We start from the raw sequence: 16,942 nt of genomic DNA, 5'->3' as shown, positions 1-16,942 counted from the left end.
ATGTTTGATCTTACCGGCCGTACGGCCCTCGTGACGGGTGCTTCCGGCGGAATTGGCCGCGCCATCGCACAAGCCTTGTCCGAAGCGGGCGCCAAAGTGGCTCTCTCCGGGACACGTGAGAACGTGCTGGAAGAAGTTGCCGGCACACTGAAAGGCGAGAGCGCCATCGTGCCCTGCAACCTGTCTGACGCGGAATCAGTCGATGGCCTTGTGGGCCGGGCTGAGGAAGCAATCGGCCCGCTCGACATTCTCGTCGCCAATGCCGGTATCACGCGCGACAAGCTGCTGATGCAGATGAAGGATGAAGACTGGAACGATGTTCTGTCGGTCAATCTGGGCAGTTATTTCCGCCTCACCAAGAGCTGTGTGCGAGGCATGATGAAGCGCCGTCACGGCCGGATTATCGGAATTACATCCATTGTCGGTGTTACCGGAAATCCGGGCCAAGCCAATTATTGCGCCTCCAAGGCTGGCATGATCGGATTTACCAAATCATTGGCCCAGGAAGTCGCCAGCCGCGGTATTACCGCCAATACGATTGCGCCCGGATTCATCGAATCACCCATGACGGAAGTGTTGCCGGAAAAGCAGAAAGACGCTCTTTTGGGACAGATTCCTGCAGGTCGTCTCGGCCAGGGTGCAGACATTGCCGCTGCAGCCATTTATCTTGCTTCAGACCAGGCTGCATATGTCACGGGACAGACAATCCACGTGAATGGCGGCATGGCAATGATCTGATTTCACTACAGCAAGCCCCACTCATAGGACTTGGCGCTCGTCCCCAGTGTATGCTAGGCGCAACACAATGGTTCGAATCTGGGCCAGTCCTCAGGCATTTTCAGAGAGGTACTCATGTCTGACGTTCTAGAACGCGTTAAAAAAATTGTTGTCGATAATCTCGACGTGGATGGTGACAAAGTTGTTGAGAGCGCAAGCTTCATCGACGACCTCGGCGCTGACTCTCTTGACCTCGTCGAGCTGGTCATGGCTTTCGAGGAAGAGTTCAACATTGAGATCCCGGATGATGTGCAGGAATCTATCCGCACAGTTGGTGATGCGGTAACGCACATCAAAGCCCACATCTAAGATTTCTAGGATTTCTATGTCAGATCGCCGCGTTGTTATTACCGGAATAGGGATTGTTTCACCCTTGGCCGCTGGCCGTGAGGCAACCTGGGAGCGCCTGCTTGAAGGCAAATCTGGGGCTGGACGTATTGATACGTTCGATCCCGAAGATATGCCGTGCAAGATTGCGTTTCAGGTTCCGTGGGTAACAGGCCGCGGCGGCGGCGAAGGAGATCCCCATGCGTTTGATCCGGCCAAATTCGTCTCCCCAAAAGAGATGCGTCGGATCGACGAATTCATTCTTTATGCGATCGCTGCAGCAGACGAAGCTGTAGAGGATGCCGGATGGAAGCCCGAGGATGACGAAGGTCAGGAGCGCACTGGCGTTCTCATCGGGTCCGGTATTGGTGGTCTTGAATCGATCTACAAGACTGCGATCACGCTTCATGAGAGCGGGCCGCGCAAGGTGAGCCCGTTCTTCATCCCTGCTGCTTTGATCAATCTGGCCTCTGGCCAGGTATCGATCCGGCACAAATTCAAAGGGCCTAACCATTCGGTGGTGACGGCCTGTGCTACCGGCGCTCACGCGATCGGTGACTCTGCCCGCCTCATCAAATATGGCGATGCGGATGTCATGGTTGCAGGCGGCGCCGAGGCTGTCATTGGCCGCATCGGTATCGCAGGGTTCTGCGCTGCCAAGGCTATGTCCACGAATTTCAATGATACGCCTGAAAAGGCCTCGCGCCCCTATGACAAGGACCGGGATGGCTTCGTCATGGGTGAAGGCGCCGCCATCGTCGTGCTCGAAGAGTACGAGCATGCAAAGGCACGCGGTGCGAAGATCTATGCGGAAGTCGCAGGCTACGGCCTGACGGGTGACGCCTATCACATCACGGCCCCTGCTGAAGGCGCGGAGGGTGGATACCGTGCCATGAAGATGGCGCTCAAGCATTCGGGCATGGACCTGACAGAGATCGACTACGTCAACGCCCACGGCACATCGACCCCGAAGGGGGATGAAGGTGAAGCCGGTGCCGTAGAGCGGGCCTTCGGCGAGCATGCCAAGAACATGTCCATGTCGTCGACCAAGTCGGCCGTAGGACACTTGCTCGGCGCTGCCGGAGCCATCGAGAGTGCGTTTTGCGCACTCGCGATCCGCGACCAGGTGATGCCGCCGACCTTGAACCTCGACAATCCGAGCTTCGAGACTGTTCTGGACCTGATCCCGCACAAGGCCAAGAAGGGCCGGGTGCGTGCGGCCATGTCCAACAGCTTCGGCTTTGGCGGCACGAACGCATCGCTGGTTCTCAAGGAAGTTCAGTAAGCCTGTTTCTCCGGGCTGGGGTTGGCATGTAGGCTGGCACAGTCAGGATTCGCGAGGCGTTCATGAAATTCATCAAAGTCCTGCTTTCGGTGCTGGTGCTCCTGCTGTTTGTGGGTGGCGCAGCCCTTGGCGGCGGATGGCTCTGGTTCCAGAACGAAGTCTCGAAACCGGGCCCCTCCACAGAGCAGCACGTCTTCACGGTTGAGCCGGGCGAAACGTTGACCCGCGTAGCCTTGCGGCTGGAGCAGGACGGTATCGTGCAGGACGACCGTCTGGTACGCCTAAAGGCACGGCTCGACGGCACTGAACTTGCCATCAAGACCGGCGAATTCATTCTCGAGCCGCGCGCGAGTGTGACAGACGTGATGGATGTCCTGATTGAGGGCAAATCGGTCCTCCACAAGATAACGCTGCCGGAAGGCCGGACCACGTCACAATTACTAAAAATCGTTGAAGCTGACCCGATCCTTACTGGCGAGATGCCGGAGACGGAAATCGGTGAAGGCACGCTGCTCCCGGACACATACCTCTTTCAGCGCGGCACCACCCGCGCAGAACTGGTCGAGCGAATGCGCAAGGCACAAGCCGACATGTTGGCAGACCTGTGGCCCAGACGCGTTGAAGGTCTGCCCATTTCAACGCCGGAAGAGGCGGTAATCCTTGCCTCCGTTGTCGAGAAGGAAACCGGTATCGCCGGAGAGCGCCCACAGATTGCTGGCCTGTTCGTTACCCGTCTGAAGCGAGGTATGCGTTTGGAGAGCGATCCGACGATCATCTACGGGATCTCCAGGGGTGAGCCCCTGTACAATCGTCGTGGAGAGCGCCGAACGCTCTATCGATCCGAGATCGACCGGAAGACGGACTGGAATACGTATCAGATTGATGGTCTGCCAAAGACGCCGATCTGCAATCCGGGCCGGGAGGCAATTGCGGCCGTCCTGAACCCCGATGAGACAGGCCACATCTTTTTCGTGGCAGACGGCAAGGGCGGCCATTTGTTCGCGAAGACGCTGGCCGAACACAATCGCAATGTCGCGGCCTATCGCAAATATGAACGCGAAGAAATCCAGAGGGAGCGGGCAGGGAAATGAAAAACCTATCCGGCATGACCGGCTTTGCCCGCGTCACAGGGGAAGCGGAATGGGGCGCTTGGGCTTGGGAGGCCAAGAGCGTGAATGGGCGAGGACTGGATGTAAGGGTGAACACCCCTCCCGGGTTTGATGCGTTGGAACGTGTGATCAAAGCCGCGGCTTCGAAACGGTTCAATCGCGGATCCCTTCAGGTCTCGCTCAGGATTGAACTTAGCGAACAGGCGGGGGGCGCCACGATCGATCAGGCCTTGCTGGACACATTGCTGGCGGCGGCGGAACAAGCGCACGGCGTTGGCATTTCCAGCGAAGCCATCGCCACCCTGATGACCGTAAAAGGCGTTGTGGAAATCGGATCCACAAACATACGGGACGTTGCGGCGAATTCGGACGTGATGGCTGAACTTGAATCTGCTGCGGGCGCGGCGCTTGCGGAGTTGGACGAGGCACGTCAGGCTGAGGGGCGCGCGCTGAAAGCGATGCTGTCAGACCTGGTCGACGAACTGGTATCGGCGACGGACACCGCTATCTCGCTCGCAGGGGACCAGCCTGCATTGCTCAAGGCACGGCTTACGAAGCAATTGGAAGAATTGGGGGCAGACCAGCAGGTGGAACCGGAACGGCTGGCAGCCGAACTCGCGCTGACCGCTGCGAAGGCCGATGTCCGCGAGGAGCTGGACCGTTTGCTCGCACACTTCGACTCTGCGCGAAAACTGCTTTCCGGTGGCTCACCGGTGGGCCGGAAGCTTGATTTTCTCGCCCAGGAGCTCAACCGTGAAGCCAATACGCTCTGCTCGAAATCTGTTAGCCTTGATTTGACGAATGCCGGACTCAGTCTCAAAGGAACCATAGACCAGTTCAAGGAGCAGGCAGCCAATGTCGAATAGTGGACATCCAAAGGATCATGGGCACCGCAGGGGGCTCATGCTGGTGCTGTCGAGCCCCTCAGGTGCAGGCAAGACAACGCTCGCGAAAAAATTGATCGAAGAGTTCGACGATGTGAATCTGTCCGTGTCGGCGACCACGCGTCCACCACGTCCCGGCGAAAACGACGGAAAAGACTATCACTTCCGGTCTGTCGACGAGTTTCATCACATGATCGAACGGCGGGAATTCCTGGAATGGGCGCACGTTTTCGACAAGTATTATGGGACGCCAAAGGCCGACACGGTCGCCAAGCTGGATGCGGGCGAGGATGTCTTGTTCGATGTGGACTGGCAGGGCGCAGATGCGCTGCACGACCAGATGCCAAACGATGTGGTTTCGGTATTCATTCTCCCGCCCAGCATCAACGCGCTGGAACAACGTCTCGCGGCCCGACCCGGCTCGACCCCGGAGATTGTTGCCCGCCGCATGGACGACGCCAAACGGGAGATCATGCATTGGCGCCGCTATGACTATGTGATTGTGAACGATGATCTGGAAGTGGCCTATCAAAGGCTACGACGCATATTGTTGACCGAGCGATTGAAACGGTTGCGTCAACTTGATCTTGAAGACCATGTGCGCACGCTTCTGGGAGAGGCGTGATGGAGCCGGAGGAGAAGCTTGGGAACGTAAAGGCTCGCCCAATTTGGTTGGTGGCGCTGATCCCGTTGCTCGGGATCGTCTGGGGCGCATGGTTTGTCGCCAAATACATCGCTTGAACAAATAAGCCCCGCAGCCAAGCTGCGGGGCTTTGTTCTGTAAGGCCTGAGATTATCAGGATTTCGACATGGCTTCCTGGAAGTTCTTGTCGACCGCTTCGATGAAGCCTTCAGTCGTCAGCCATTCCTGATCCGGACCGACGAGCAAGGCGAGGTCTTTTGTCATCTGGCCATTCTCGACCGTCTTGATGATGGTCTCTTCCAGCTTCTGGGCGAAGGCACGCACGTCTGGTGTGTCATCCATACGGCCGCGATGGTCGAGTCCGCGGGTCCAGGCAAAGATCGACGCAATCGAGTTGGTCGACGTGGCTTCGCCCTTCTGGTGGTTGCGGTAGTGACGCGTCACCGTGCCGTGTGCGGCTTCGGCTTCGACCGTGTTGCCATCCGGTGTCATCAGAACGGACGTCATGAGACCCAGCGAGCCGTAACCCTGGGCGACCGTGTCGGACTGGACATCGCCGTCATAGTTCTTACAGGCCCAGACATAGCCGCCGGACCATTTCATGGCCGCTGCGACCATGTCGTCGATCAGGCGATGTTCGTAGGTGCCGCCAAACTCGGCGAACTTGTCTGCGAATTCAGCGTCGAACACTTCCTGGAAAATGTCCTTGAAGCGGCCATCATAGGCTTTCAGGATCGTGTTCTTGGTCGACAGGTAGACCGGCCATTTGCGCTGCAGGCCGTAGTTCAGGCTGGCGCGCGCGAAGTCACGGATGGACTCGTCGAGATTGTACATGCCCATGGCGATACCGGAGGAAGGGAAGTCGAAGACTTCGAATTCCTTGGAATCGGATCCGTCGGATGCTTCCCATTTCATGGTCAGCTTGCCCTTGCCGGGAACGAGGAAGTCCGTGGCTTTGTATTGGTCACCAAAGGCGTGACGACCAACCACAACCGGCTTCGTCCAGCCTGGCACCAAACGTGGGACGTTGGAGATCACGATTGGCTCGCGGAAGACTACGCCGCCGAGAATGTTGCGGATCGTGCCATTTGGCGAACGCCACATCTTCTTCAGGCCAAACTCTTCAACGCGGGCTTCATCCGGTGTGATCGTGGCGCATTTGACAGCGACGCCGTATTGTTTGGTTGCATTGGCTGCGTCGATGGTGATCTGGTCGTCTGTCTCATCACGCTTCTGGACCGACAAGTCGTAATATTTGAGGTCGATGTCGAGATAAGGATGGATCAGCCGGTCCTTGATCATCTGCCAGATGATGCGGGTCATTTCGTCCCCGTCCATCTCGACGATTGGATTTTTGACCTTGATTTTCGCCATGTTTGTATTCCCTGCGGTTGCACTATTCTCGCAGGGCTATAGCAGAGCCCACAGCCGCGTCAAAACAGGGAAAACCATGTCAGATCAGCGCAACCCTGCAATTATCCTTCATAGCCCCCAATTGGGTGAGAATATTGGCGCTGCGGCGCGTGTGATGCGCAATTTCGGCCTGACCGACCTTCGTCTGGTTACGCCGCGGGATGGCTGGCCGAATCCTGCAGCAGATACAATGTCTGCCGGGGCGTTCGAGTCGGGTGTAGTAGCGCGCGTCTTCGAGACTTTGCCAGAGGCGCTGGAGGGCATCACCTGGCTCGCAGCAGCTACGGCGCGCCTACGCGGCATCGAAAAGCGCGTCGGGGATGCGGGCGCAGCTGCGGATACGGCGTTCGAGCGATTGGGGGGCGGTCAGTCGGCCATCATGTTCGGCGCTGAGAAATCGGGCCTGCCGAACGATGCCGTGGCTGTTGCAGACTTCCTGATGACCTATTCGGTCGATCCGGAGTTCAAGAGCCTCAACCTTGCTCAAGCCGTCTGTGTGTTCTGCGCAGAGTGGGGAAAGCGCCGCGAGCAATCGGATCTCGTGATCTCTCAGGACAAGGCGAAACTGGGCGAGCCAGCCCCGCGAGATGAGCTCTTCCGCATGTTCGAGCATTTCGAAGAGGAGTTGGAACGCGCCGGCTATTTCTTCCCTCCGGAAAAGACACCGCTCATGAAAGACAATTTGCGTGCAGCTCTGATCCGGGCTGACTGGACGCGGCAGGAAGTGCAGACTTTCCGAGGCGCGATCAAGGCGCTCGCGCTTGGCCGGGGCAAGGCGCGCGTCAATCGCGATGACTGAGCACTCGCCGAATGTTGCCATTATCGGCGCAGGACCCGCTGGCCTGATGGCAGCAGAAATCCTGTCAGACGCCGGGTATGCCGTTTCACTCTATGAAGCCATGCCCAGCCCGGCACGGAAATTCCTGATGGCTGGCAAGAGCGGCCTTAACATTACCAATATGCGCGAGGGGGAAGCATTTACCTCGCGGTTTCCAAGTGTGGCACCCATGCTGAAAACTGCCCTTGGCGAATTTGGGCCAGCAGCCATTGCGGAATGGATGCGGGCTCTCGGGGTCGAGGCGACAATTGGGCCAACGGGCCGGGTGTTCCCGGTACAAATGAAAGCATCGCCGCTCCTGAGGGCGTGGCTCGCACGACTGCAGTCGCACGGCGTCCAGCTACATACACGGTATCGATGGGCGGGATGGAGCGACGATTTTAACATGATCTTTGACACTCCAGAGGGGCCAATATCTGTACAATCAGACGCACAGATATTTGCTCTGGGTGGAGGAAGCTGGAAGCGGCTCGGCTCGGATGGGAGTTGGCCATCTGTGTTCGCCGAGAGGGGCATACACACAGAGCCTTTCCGCCCGTCCAATTGCGGCTTCATCTTCGACTGGTCAGACCGTGTCAGGACGGAATTTGTCGGAACGCCCGTGAAGAATGTTGCTGTTCGTTTCGGGGACCAGACCAGCCGGGAAGAATTCGTTGTGACCGACCGGGGCGTGGAAAGTGGTGCGATCTTCACGCTGTCACTCGCCGTACGCGACGGGCTGGAGAATAACGGGAAGGCGACTTTGGAGATTGATCTTGCGCCCGACCTCTCGGAGGAAGCTCTGGTCAGCCGTCTGAAACAAGACCGGGGAAAACAGTCGCTTTCAAACCATCTCCGCAAAGCAGCAAACCTGAAAGGCGTGAAGCGCGCATTGTTGCTCGAGTTTGGTGGGTCGGATGTCTCCAATGAGCCGGAACGTCTGGCCCGACTGATCAAATGTCTGCCGATCCCGCTTGCAAAGCCTTTCCCGCTGGATGAAGCGATCTCCACGGCGGGCGGCGTCTCTTTCGATGTGCTGGACGATCAATTCATGGTGAAGGAACAGCCTGGCATGTTCTGCGCGGGCGAGATGCTGGACTGGGACGCGCCCACAGGCGGTTATCTGCTGACGGCCTGCATGGCCACCGGACGCGCGGCCGGAATGGGCGCGGTCCGGTGGCTCAGATCACAGGTATAGTCGTTAGCGGCCCTTCCAGACGGGCGCACGTTTTTCGATGAACGCTTTCGGGCCTTCTTTGAAGTCTTCCGTCCCGACGATGCCGGCAAATGCCTTGCCGCTGTCTTTCCAGAGCTCGTCATCCGTCTTGCTGGTCGCATCCATCGCCACGGCGCGGCTGGCGGCGACAGCGAGCGGTGCATTGGCGGTGATCCTTGCGGCAAGCGCTTCGGCTTCGCCCATCACTTCGGATTCTGGCACAACCTTGTTGACCATACCGAGTTCATAGGCCCGCTGTGACGGAAGTGGGTCACCTGTCAGGATGGCTTCAAGCGCGACTGCGCGCCCGACAGCGCGGGGCAAGCGGAACAGGCCGCCAGCTCCGGCGACGAGAGAGCGTTTTACTTCCGGAAGACCGAAATTCGTGTTGTCCGCGCAAATGATCATGTCACACGAAAGGGCGATCTCGGTGCCGCCTGCGAGGGCAGATCCTGTAATGGCCGCGATCAGTGGCTTGGTCCGTTCGCGACGTGCGATTCCTGCAAACCCGCCTTTCTTCGTGGACAGGCCAGCACCATTCCCTGCGGAGATCTCCTTGAGGTCTGCGCCGGCACAAAATGCCTTGCCGACGGCAGTGAGAATGCCGACCCAGACTTCCGGATCAGATTCCATTTGGTCGATCGCGGCTTCCATAGTGCTTGCCATTTCGGCGTTGATGGCGTTGCGTGCCTCGGGTCGGTTCATGGTGATGATCGCGACATTGCCTTGTTTCTTGTACTCGACGGGCATGAGTGTCCTCCTTTGACGAAAGCCAGCGCTAACAGGCTTTCCCCAACGTTCTGCAAGACAGACTTCGATTTCATATTGCCAGCCCTTGGGGAAGCCGTTCGAGAGTTGGCTTATGGATTTGACATTGAGCCCCGAATACGCCGCGTTTCGTGACCAGGTCGCAGAAACGCTGAAAGCCAACGCCCATCTTGCGCCGGGCCCTGACGACAAGGGCCTGAAGCATCCGAAACGTCTCGCCTGGCAGGAGTTCCTGATCCGGGAAGGCCTGACGGCGCGTACCATTCCCACCGAATACGGCGGGTATGGCGCTGAGCCCGATATCCTGAAATCCCGGATCATTGCCGAAGAGTTCGCGCGTTCCGGGGTGCCACGGCCGCTCGCCGGTCAGGGCATTTCGATGCTGGTGCCGACATTGCTTGAACTCGGAACACCGGAACAGAAAGAGGCGTACATTGAGCGGACGCTCAAGGGAGAGCTGATCTGGTGCCAAGGGTATTCGGAGCCGGGCGCGGGATCTGATCTTGCGGCGCTGCGCACGCGCGCAGTCGAGAATGGCGATGACTTCGTCATCAATGGTCAGAAGATCTGGACCTCCACGGCGCGCCAGGCCGACATGATGTTCTGTCTCGTCCGAACTGATCCGGATGCCAAGAAGCATCATGGCATCACCTATATCCTGTTCCCGATGGATACGCCCGGCATCGAAGTACGCCCACTTGTCGATATGACCGGTTCGGCAAACTTCAACGAGGTCTTCTTCACCGATGTACGAGTGCCGAAAAGCGGCGTCGTGTTCGAGGTGAATAAGGGCTGGCAAGTCGCCAACGCAACGCTCACTCACGAGCGGGGCATGCTGGGGGACCCGAATGCCACCAAGGCCCGGTTCATCGAACTGGTCGAGCTGATGAAGGTTGAAACCGTAAACGGGCAACGCCTGATCGACAATCCGGTGCTGCGTGATCGGCTCATGACGCTGCAGGCCGAAGTCTACGCCATGCAGGCCAATGGGCTGAGGATCACGACAAACAGGCTCAAGGGCGAGGCGGCGGGGCTGGCAGGCCTGGTCGTGAAGCTTCAGGGCTGCGAACTCAATCACCAGATTGCGGCCTTGGCCATCGATGCGCTGGGCGAACTTGGCATCCTCTATGAGGAGGGCGAGCATTTGAGGTCCGGCGGGGCCTGGCAGTGGCGCTACATGTATGATCTCGGACTGATCATCGGTGGCGGTACGGCTCAGATTCAGAAGAACATTATTGCGGAACGTGGGCTTGGCATGCCGCGCGAACCCCGGCTGGCGAGGAGTTAAATCAATGGAATTCGGACTCTCAGAAGACCAGGTGATGTTGCAGGAAACCGTTCGCCGCTTCGTCGCCGAAGAAGTGTCGCTCGATCTTGTTCGCCAGATTGCAGAGGGCGAAATCCAAGTCGCTGAAACGCTTGCCGAGAAACTGACCGCGCTCGGTCTTGATGGGCTACTTGTGCCGGAGAAAGATGGAGGGTCGGGGCTCGGTGTGCTCGACGCGGCCCTTGTCCAGGAGTGCTTCGGATACGGTATTGTTCCCGCACGTTTCTTATCGAACTCTGTCGCAGCCTATGCGTTGCGTGACTCTGGTTCCAGCATTCTGAACGACATTGCGAACAACGATGCGCGCTTCGGCATAGCCCTTAACGATTTTCTTTCGAGACGGGATGGTTCTGGCCTGTCGATTCGTGACGAGGCCGTCTCCGGGGCATCACTCATGGCCACGGACGTCGCGCGTTCGACTCACTTGCTTTTTCTGGCGAATGACACGGTCCGGATCGGTCAGGCCGGTTCTGCAGAACAGGTCAAGACGATCGACCGTACGCGTGAATTTTCAAAGGTCACAATTACCTCGTTCGAGAAGCAAATTACGGGAGCCGAAATCGAAAAGACGTTCGCCGTAGCTTGCATTCTTCTTGCCGCTGACACGCTCGGTGCCGCCCAATGCATGTTGGACAAGGCCGTTGCCTATGCGGGGGATCGCCAGCAGTTCGGTCGCGTGATTGGCTCTTTTCAGGCGGTGAAGCATCTTTGCGCTGAAATGGCGGCGAAACTTGAACCTGCACGCGCGTTGATATGGCACGCCGCTCATGCGTTGGACGTTGAGGATGATGAAGCGCTAGCGATGGCGTTTCTCGCCAAGGCGCATATGGCAGAAGTCGGAACCTTCATTGCCAAAACGTCTACGGAAGTACATGGCGGAATGGGCTTCACGGATCTCGTTGGCCTGCATTACTGGTACAAGCGAATTGGTGTAAACCGCCAGATCATGGGGTCGCCAATGGCGCTCAGGGAACTGGCTGCCCAGCAGCAGGGGCTGGTCGCATAGGTCAGCACATACGCGTGACATCAACTTGGCGGAACCATTCGCTTTGGTCGGCTGAGAAAATGTGGTGGAGCCACTCCAGAAAGCAACCTCCATTTTTTAACTTTCTGACGCGTGGCGTATGGTAGAGCCAGATGTCTATCGCGGGAGATCGAGGCGCCGGACATACAACGAGATCGGGAAAACGATCAGCTATGTGGGTAGGTAACAAGGCTGGCGCTATTGCGGACTCGCAGAATGATACCATTGTTTCCAATGTGTTCATGCGGCGCATCATGTCGAGACCGGGGAAGCTGTTTCCAGATCTCTGAAGAAGTTCAACGTAGGGGCTATGGACAAGAGCTTTTCTCCTTGCCAGGTCGGTTAGTGACGATGGCATTGCGTGATCCATTTCCCATTCGGTCGATACGAAGCCGGCATAGTGCGATCTGCCAATACGACTGACCATCAGGTCAGACTCGGTTGGTCGCAGCCCCTGAATGGCGATGTCTCCCGCCAGGTCGTGAAAATCAGATGGTGAATCGCTGATTGTGAGATCGACGATCGTATCGGGATTGCTCAGTTGGAACTGCGCAAGACGAGGTGCAATCCAGTAAAGAGCTATCGCCTCACTGCAGACAAGCTGGATGTGCGTTCCTGAATCATTTGCTGCACTACAGACTTCGTTCTGAGCGGCTTCGATCGTGTCCGCGACAAGGTCGGCGTGTCGCAGTAGCGCGTCTCCCGCCTTCGTCAGGATTACCCCCGTGTGGTTCCGCCTGAATAGCTCTGTATGCAGCGTGGATTCGAGCTCGGTTATCCTGCGGCTGATCGTTGGCAATGAGACGCCAAGCAGGGATGCGGCAGCGCTCATACTGCAAGTCCGTGCCACCGCGCGGAAGATTCTCAACCGGTCCCAGTCAAACTGATCGAAAGAGCCTTGACTGCCTTGCGCGTGTGAAAGCCCCCGTTTCATTTTGTGCTGAAGTCACCCGCCCAAATTCATGTCATGAAAATTAACCATATAATGGAGAATATTCATGAATGCAACTCAGGCTAGAAATAGGGCAAGGGCGGATATTGAACCTGAGGTACTTGCTGCGCGGGCAAGAGATTTTGGGTTTCGGCTCGCAGACCGCGACGAACTCCAAGCCGCCATTTCCATGGCGGAATCGCTGATTGACGGAAAGCTAGCGTCAGTCGATGCGATTTCGGCGATGAACGTTCAAACCGGTATGACGGCATGGGTGACGGGAGATCCGGTTGACGGCATTTTCCTGACCATACCGCTATCTGCGGAAGGCGAAGCTGCCGTCAGGAATGGTTCTTATGTGCCTGCGGCGCCGTCGTCTGAGCATTTGGCAACGCAGGGCAAGGATATCGCGGCATTCTATGTCGGCGTCTATGCGGGCAGTTCGCGGGAAGCGCGAAAAAAAATCATGACGGCGTCCGCTGTTCTTCGTGTGGAAATGTTCGGTGTGTTTCCCGCCTATGCGCGAGGCGCCACGGAGGACGGACGGCGCTCCATGTTGAGCTTGGGGTTTCAAGAATTTGAAGGGGGGCTCCCAGATTTGTTTATCCAGCCGCCATTCCAGACGGTTTTGGACCAGACATCATGAGCCAGATCCAAAACAAGATCGGAGAGTCTGTGCTTCTCCGCCGCGTGCCGCCTGAAGCTTATCTCGAATACTCAACAGAAATTGTAAGAACTCTCGATGGTTTCCATCAGATCAGCGCCATTCGATCTGCCGTCTTTCTCAGCGAACAGGATTGTCCATATGAGGAAGAATTTGACGGCAACGACTTCTGCGCAACACATCTCCTTCTGAAGGCGAAAGGGCGTCCGGTCGGGACATTACGCATTCGCTGGTTCGCGGAGTTTGCGAAGCTGGAACGGATCGCCTTGCTGCCGTGTGAGCGCGGGCGCGTCGGATTGCGCGTACTCTTGGCAACCGGTTTCGAGATAGTTTCGCGTAAAGGGTATGAGAGGATGATTGGCCAAATTCAGTCGCGCCTCTGGCCGGTCTGGTCCCGAACCTTCAAATGTCGTTTGATTGAGGGTCGGCCGGCTTTCTGGTTCTCGGATTACGAGTATCGCGAGATCGAAATCCCAATTCCCAGCCATCCGTTAGCGCTGCGAATGCAAGAAGACCCTTACCGCATCATCCGTCCCGAGGGTGCATGGGACGAACCCGGCATTCTGGAAACCTCGGTCGCCAGATCGCAATCCGATGAACAAGCGGCATAAATGTGCGGAAAGTCTGGAATGGTGCCCGGGGGCGGAATCGAACCACCGACACGCGGATTTTCAATCCGCTGCTCTACCCCTGAGCTACCCGGGCGGGCCACTGGGGAAGCGCGGTATCTAACGAAGGGTTTTGAACTTGTCCATGCTGTTTTCAGTCATCCTCTGACATCTCTTGACCCGGCACCTCATCTGCCACATCCGCCGGTGCGCCTGGAATGGCATATCCTTCAGACAACCATTTGTTCAGGTCGACATCGGCGCAGCGTTTTGAACAGAAGGGCCGGTACTGCGCAGAGACAGGATTCTTGCGGCATTGGGAACATTTCGGTTGGACGGATTTGGGGGACACAGGTTTACTCATGCGGTCTGATATACTGAGGGCATCGGCTTCGTCGAGGCAAGATATGTGAAGCGTTGACCATACTTGTCTGACAGCTTGTCCAGAAGGGGCGCACCCGTCTTGTCCAGCCAGACCTTGGCCTGGCCTGGCAATTCAAGGGTCAGCTTGTGCATCGGATTTTGCTTGGCTGTGCGCTCCAATAGTCTCAACCCCGTCAGCGCAAGTGTCTCGTCGGTAGGGTTACCGCGAGAATCGAGCGTGCGTTCATGAAGCGGCGTTTCGCGCCAAGGCAGCGCGACTTCCATCAAGCCAAGTTTGGACGGTGCCAGGACGGTGGCGGTATGAAGACCAAACTCTGCCAGGCAGGACTTCATCGTATCCTGAACCTTCTTACGAGATCCGGTATTGAGGGGCGCGACACAATCAAGGATGACAAGACCGCCGAGGCTACGGAGGCCTACCTGTCGGGCCAGCTCTCGGGCAGCATCAAGATTGAGCTGAAGCGCGCGGCTCGCCGCGCTACCCTTGCTTTGCCGCCCGGCGCTATCAATATCGACCACTGTCAGAGCCCTGGTGCGCTCGATGCACAGACGCCCTCCCTTCGGGATGGTCACAACTGTCGACGAGGCTTCGTCAAACGCCGCTTGAATGCGGTCATCACCGATCTCCACATCGTGAATTGGTGCTTCGCGCCATGAGTTGTTGTCTGCTGCTGGGATGCGCGTGTCGGTCATCGACACGCGAGGCAGCTTGTCTTTTCGTGCCTCTGCCATGACCGTCACTTCTACAGACTGACCTTCTGTAAGTCCGTGGTCTGCTGGCAGGCGCAGGAACGCCTCAGCCTTACCGGCCGTCTCGACAAATGCGCCGCCTTGTTCGGGTTGTAGCGATCGGATCCGGGCAGGGGCCTGCGCGCCCAGGGTCAACCGTGCCTCGCTGTCGGACCAACGTGTGATCTTGAGTGCGACAGGACGGCCCGTATCGTCCAGCAAGACTTGGCGCGTTTCGCCAACACAGACTTCGCGCAGGATTCGGATCGGTTAATCCCCCGCAATCATGGCGATTAGGGCTGACGTAACCGCGTCGTCCGCCGCTGCGGTACCTTCGACTGCTGGCTTGAGACGTGATGCCATCGTCTTGCCTCGTTCCACACCCCATTGGTCAAACGGGTTGAGCTGCCACAAATGCCCGGCGAGATAGGTCCGATGCTCATACAGGGCCACCAGTGCGCCGAATGCCGCTGGCCCGAACGTATTGTGCACGAGGAAGGTGGATGCGCGACCACCCGCATGGACCTTCTGGCGTGCGACTTCGTCTGACAAATCAGGCTCTTCCTGTTTGACTTCATCGAAGCTCCGTCCATTCGCGAGCACTTCGGCCTGCGCCAAGGCATGAGCTGTCAGAGCGTTAATGCCTTCCGGATCCCGGCTGCGATCTGGAGCGAGGATGAATTCGCAAGGCACGTCTTGTGAGCCCTGGTGTAGCCATTGATGGTAGGAGTGCTGGCCAACCGATCCTTCGCCGCCCCAGAGCGCCGGAGCGGTTGCACCAGATACCATTGTGCCCGTCGGGCCAACGGTCTTGCCATTCGATTCCATTTCAAGCTGTTGCAGATAGGTCGGCAACATTCGCAACCGGTTCGCATATGCGAGCAGGACGCGCATCTTTTCGTTCCGAATTGTCGCGTTCCAATAGTCGAGCAGGGCCAGGCGCATGGCGGCATTCTCTTCGAGTGGAGCCGACCGGACATGCGCATCCATCTCGGCGGCGCCTTTCAGTATGCCCTCGAACGTGTCTGCGCCGAGATAGATCATGCAAGCCAGTGATGCTGCCGACCAGAGCGAGAAACGCCCACCCACTGACAGGGGCATATCAAACACATGTGCTTCTCGGCCATTCAGCCAAGCCTTGGCGCGATCCGGATTTGCTGTAACCAACGCGAGATGCTGTTGCGATTGATCGCCAACAGATTCTTCAAGCCATGTCCGCGCGCGGGCGAGATTGTAGAGTGTCTCCTCAGTACCAAAGGATTTGGAGACACCGATGACCAGCGTGCGCGTCGGGTCAAGCCCATGCATGGCGCGGTCCAGGTCAAAGGGGTCGACATTCGCGCAGAAGCGGAGATCGATATTGCCAGAGGCTTTGTCCTCAAACGCGTCGGCGATCAGGCGAGGACCGAAATCAGACCCGCCGATGCCGATGTGGAGAACGGCATTGAACGGTAGGCCAGTCGAACTCGTCACGCTGCCTGACACAACATCCCGCGCAAAGGAGAGGGCGGGCAGAACGCTTTGCCTGACTGTCTCGGCCTCGCCTGACAATTCGGACTGCGCGCGCAATGCCCAATGCAGGGCGGGACGACTCTCCGAAGGGTTCACGATATCACCAGCGAACAAGCTGTCTGCAGCCGATTGAAGGTCGGAGACACGCCCAAACTGAAGCAATCCTGCTTCTGCTTCGGCGTCCAGATAGTGTCGGGAAAGGTCAATGGACCAACCTGCGGCGCGCAGCGGAGCAGAAGATGCACGCGCATCTGCGAGCGCCTTCAGAGAAGTCTGGCTTACCCGGTCGGCATGAGGCTTGAGGTCGGTGGTCATGTCATTGTCCTAGCGTAAGTTCTGGCTGTTTCCGCTTATCCGGGGTTTCCGACCGGGGCAAGACTGGAAACTAGACCGCAGTGAACTGGCATTTGCGTGCTTGAAACCCACGCCGCACATGGCTATGAGGCGCGTTTAACAGGCTATTCGGCCTGGTGTTCATGCGTCCGGCGGGCCGGACACCTAATTTGAATAAAGGAGAGGCCCGA

At 57.7% G+C, this 16,942-nt stretch carries 18 protein-coding genes and 1 tRNA gene; 12 read left to right on the top strand and 7 right to left on the bottom strand.

The window, feature by feature from the left end:
* From fabG to gmk, 6 genes are all read left to right on the top strand, one after another.
* Positions 1 to 738, top strand: coding sequence for a 3-oxoacyl-[acyl-carrier-protein] reductase (fabG, locus tag B3527_RS01740; RefSeq protein WP_206990530.1), 738 nt, complete (start codon positions 1 to 3; stop codon positions 736 to 738).
* A gap of 114 nt (positions 739 to 852) precedes the next feature.
* Positions 853 to 1,086 (top strand): acyl carrier protein, encoded by a 234-nt coding sequence (locus B3527_RS01735; RefSeq protein WP_027839729.1) that lies wholly within the window; start codon positions 853 to 855, stop codon positions 1,084 to 1,086.
* 16 nt (positions 1,087 to 1,102) lie between these two features.
* Positions 1,103 to 2,389, top strand: a complete 1,287-nt coding sequence (gene fabF, locus B3527_RS01730) for a beta-ketoacyl-ACP synthase II (RefSeq protein WP_206990529.1) — start codon at positions 1,103 to 1,105, stop codon at positions 2,387 to 2,389.
* 62 nt (positions 2,390 to 2,451) lie between these two features.
* Positions 2,452 to 3,480 carry an endolytic transglycosylase MltG gene (gene mltG / locus B3527_RS01725; protein WP_290479475.1) on the top strand — a complete coding sequence of 343 codons (1,029 nt, stop codon included), beginning with the start codon at positions 2,452 to 2,454 and terminating at the stop codon, positions 3,478 to 3,480.
* The gene (locus B3527_RS01720) at positions 3,477 to 4,364 is read left to right on the top strand and encodes a YicC/YloC family endoribonuclease (protein WP_290479474.1); all 888 of its coding nucleotides are present in this window, start codon (positions 3,477 to 3,479) and stop codon (positions 4,362 to 4,364) included. Before mltG ends, B3527_RS01720 begins: the two co-directional genes overlap by 4 nt.
* Positions 4,354 to 5,007 (top strand): guanylate kinase, encoded by a 654-nt coding sequence (gmk, locus tag B3527_RS01715; protein WP_206990526.1) that lies wholly within the window; start codon positions 4,354 to 4,356, stop codon positions 5,005 to 5,007. Before B3527_RS01720 ends, gmk begins: the two co-directional genes overlap by 11 nt.
* Positions 5,008 to 5,178: 171 nt before the next feature.
* Here the strand turns inward: gmk and B3527_RS01710 are convergent, their stop codons facing one another.
* Positions 5,179 to 6,399: an NADP-dependent isocitrate dehydrogenase gene (locus B3527_RS01710; RefSeq protein ID WP_034815359.1), complete on the bottom strand. Its 1,221-nt coding sequence runs from the start codon at positions 6,397 to 6,399 to the stop codon at positions 5,179 to 5,181.
* A gap of 76 nt (positions 6,400 to 6,475) precedes the next feature.
* Here B3527_RS01710 and B3527_RS01705 point away from each other — a divergent pair, with 76 nt between their 5' ends.
* Together B3527_RS01705 and B3527_RS01700 are read left to right on the top strand one after the other, a co-directional pair.
* Positions 6,476 to 7,237, top strand: coding sequence for an RNA methyltransferase (locus B3527_RS01705; protein ID WP_290479473.1), 762 nt, complete (start codon positions 6,476 to 6,478; stop codon positions 7,235 to 7,237).
* Positions 7,230 to 8,453 carry a TIGR03862 family flavoprotein gene (locus B3527_RS01700; protein WP_290479472.1) on the top strand — a complete coding sequence of 408 codons (1,224 nt, stop codon included), beginning with the start codon at positions 7,230 to 7,232 and terminating at the stop codon, positions 8,451 to 8,453. The genes B3527_RS01705 and B3527_RS01700 overlap by 8 nt, the downstream gene beginning before the upstream one ends.
* 3 nt (positions 8,454 to 8,456) lie before the next feature.
* On the opposite strand, the gene B3527_RS01695 is transcribed toward B3527_RS01700, so the two are convergent.
* A complete protein-coding gene (locus B3527_RS01695) occupies positions 8,457 to 9,221 on the bottom strand; it encodes a crotonase/enoyl-CoA hydratase family protein (RefSeq protein WP_206990523.1) in 765 nt (254 codons plus the stop codon).
* A 112-nt stretch (positions 9,222 to 9,333) separates the two neighbouring features.
* Here B3527_RS01695 and B3527_RS01690 point away from each other — a divergent pair, with 112 nt between their 5' ends.
* A complete protein-coding gene (locus B3527_RS01690) occupies positions 9,334 to 10,527 on the top strand; it encodes an acyl-CoA dehydrogenase family protein (protein WP_290479471.1) in 1,194 nt (397 codons plus the stop codon).
* Positions 10,528 to 10,531: 4 nt separating this feature from the next.
* Positions 10,532 to 11,572, top strand: coding sequence for an acyl-CoA dehydrogenase family protein (locus tag B3527_RS01685; RefSeq protein WP_290479470.1), 1,041 nt, complete (start codon positions 10,532 to 10,534; stop codon positions 11,570 to 11,572).
* A gap of 1 nt (position 11,573) precedes the next feature.
* Here B3527_RS01685 and B3527_RS01680 read toward each other — a convergent pair whose 3' ends face one another.
* The gene (locus tag B3527_RS01680; RefSeq protein ID WP_290479469.1) at positions 11,574 to 12,524 is read right to left on the bottom strand and encodes a LysR family transcriptional regulator; all 951 of its coding nucleotides are present in this window, start codon (positions 12,522 to 12,524) and stop codon (positions 11,574 to 11,576) included.
* A gap of 187 nt (positions 12,525 to 12,711) precedes the next feature.
* Between B3527_RS01680 and B3527_RS01675 the strand changes: the two genes are divergently transcribed.
* Together B3527_RS01675 and B3527_RS01670 are read left to right on the top strand one after the other, a co-directional pair.
* On the top strand, positions 12,712 to 13,167 hold the full coding sequence (locus B3527_RS01675) for a hypothetical protein (protein WP_290479468.1): 456 nt from the start codon (positions 12,712 to 12,714) through the stop codon (positions 13,165 to 13,167).
* Positions 13,164 to 13,796 carry a GNAT family N-acetyltransferase gene (locus tag B3527_RS01670; protein ID WP_290479467.1) on the top strand — a complete coding sequence of 211 codons (633 nt, stop codon included), beginning with the start codon at positions 13,164 to 13,166 and terminating at the stop codon, positions 13,794 to 13,796. Before B3527_RS01675 ends, B3527_RS01670 begins: the two co-directional genes overlap by 4 nt.
* Before the next feature lie 19 nt (positions 13,797 to 13,815).
* On the opposite strand, the gene B3527_RS01665 is transcribed toward B3527_RS01670, so the two are convergent.
* From B3527_RS01665 to pgi, 4 genes are all read right to left on the bottom strand, one after another.
* Positions 13,816 to 13,890: transfer RNA gene (locus B3527_RS01665), tRNA-Phe, on the bottom strand.
* Between the two features lie 57 nt (positions 13,891 to 13,947).
* Positions 13,948 to 14,157 (bottom strand): DNA gyrase inhibitor YacG, encoded by a 210-nt coding sequence (locus B3527_RS01660; protein ID WP_206990518.1) that lies wholly within the window; start codon positions 14,155 to 14,157, stop codon positions 13,948 to 13,950.
* Positions 14,154 to 15,128 carry a ribonuclease E/G gene (locus B3527_RS01655; protein ID WP_290479466.1) on the bottom strand — a complete coding sequence of 325 codons (975 nt, stop codon included), beginning with the start codon at positions 15,126 to 15,128 and terminating at the stop codon, positions 14,154 to 14,156. Before B3527_RS01655 ends, B3527_RS01660 begins: the two co-directional genes overlap by 4 nt.
* Before the next feature lie 48 nt (positions 15,129 to 15,176).
* On the bottom strand, positions 15,177 to 16,733 hold the full coding sequence (gene pgi, locus B3527_RS01650) for a glucose-6-phosphate isomerase (protein WP_290479465.1): 1,557 nt from the start codon (positions 16,731 to 16,733) through the stop codon (positions 15,177 to 15,179).
* Positions 16,734 to 16,942 lie beyond the last annotated feature (209 nt).

Origin of the sequence: Hyphomonas sp. UBA4505, assembly GCF_002388685.1 — a bacterium.
GTDB lineage: Bacteria > Pseudomonadota > Alphaproteobacteria > Caulobacterales > Hyphomonadaceae > Hyphomonas.
This window is presented reverse-complemented; position numbering and strand designations above follow the sequence as displayed.

Excerpts from the sequence above, each read along its gene's own strand:
- pgi (WP_290479465.1), bottom strand. The coding sequence starts at position 16,733 with ATGACCACCGACCTCAAGCCTCATGCCGACCGGGTAAGCCAGACTTCT.
- B3527_RS01680 (WP_290479469.1), bottom strand. The coding sequence starts at position 12,524 with ATGAAACGGGGGCTTTCACACGCGCAAGGCAGTCAAGGCTCTTTCGAT.
- fabF (WP_206990529.1), top strand. The coding sequence starts at position 1,103 with ATGTCAGATCGCCGCGTTGTTATTACCGGAATAGGGATTGTTTCACCC.
- B3527_RS01685 (WP_290479470.1), top strand. The coding sequence starts at position 10,532 with ATGGAATTCGGACTCTCAGAAGACCAGGTGATGTTGCAGGAAACCGTT.
- B3527_RS01670 (WP_290479467.1), top strand. The coding sequence starts at position 13,164 with ATGAGCCAGATCCAAAACAAGATCGGAGAGTCTGTGCTTCTCCGCCGC.
- gmk (WP_206990526.1), top strand. The coding sequence starts at position 4,354 with ATGTCGAATAGTGGACATCCAAAGGATCATGGGCACCGCAGGGGGCTC.
- B3527_RS01705 (WP_290479473.1), top strand. The coding sequence starts at position 6,476 with ATGTCAGATCAGCGCAACCCTGCAATTATCCTTCATAGCCCCCAATTG.
- mltG (WP_290479475.1), top strand. The coding sequence starts at position 2,452 with ATGAAATTCATCAAAGTCCTGCTTTCGGTGCTGGTGCTCCTGCTGTTT.
- B3527_RS01700 (WP_290479472.1), top strand. The coding sequence starts at position 7,230 with ATGACTGAGCACTCGCCGAATGTTGCCATTATCGGCGCAGGACCCGCT.
- B3527_RS01710 (WP_034815359.1), bottom strand. The coding sequence starts at position 6,399 with ATGGCGAAAATCAAGGTCAAAAATCCAATCGTCGAGATGGACGGGGAC.
- B3527_RS01720 (WP_290479474.1), top strand. The coding sequence starts at position 3,477 with ATGAAAAACCTATCCGGCATGACCGGCTTTGCCCGCGTCACAGGGGAA.
- B3527_RS01675 (WP_290479468.1), top strand. The coding sequence starts at position 12,712 with ATGGCGGAATCGCTGATTGACGGAAAGCTAGCGTCAGTCGATGCGATT.
- B3527_RS01735 (WP_027839729.1), top strand. The coding sequence starts at position 853 with ATGTCTGACGTTCTAGAACGCGTTAAAAAAATTGTTGTCGATAATCTC.
- fabG (WP_206990530.1), top strand. The coding sequence starts at position 1 with ATGTTTGATCTTACCGGCCGTACGGCCCTCGTGACGGGTGCTTCCGGC.
- B3527_RS01690 (WP_290479471.1), top strand. The coding sequence starts at position 9,334 with ATGGATTTGACATTGAGCCCCGAATACGCCGCGTTTCGTGACCAGGTC.
- B3527_RS01660 (WP_206990518.1), bottom strand. The coding sequence starts at position 14,157 with ATGAGTAAACCTGTGTCCCCCAAATCCGTCCAACCGAAATGTTCCCAA.
- B3527_RS01695 (WP_206990523.1), bottom strand. The coding sequence starts at position 9,221 with ATGCCCGTCGAGTACAAGAAACAAGGCAATGTCGCGATCATCACCATG.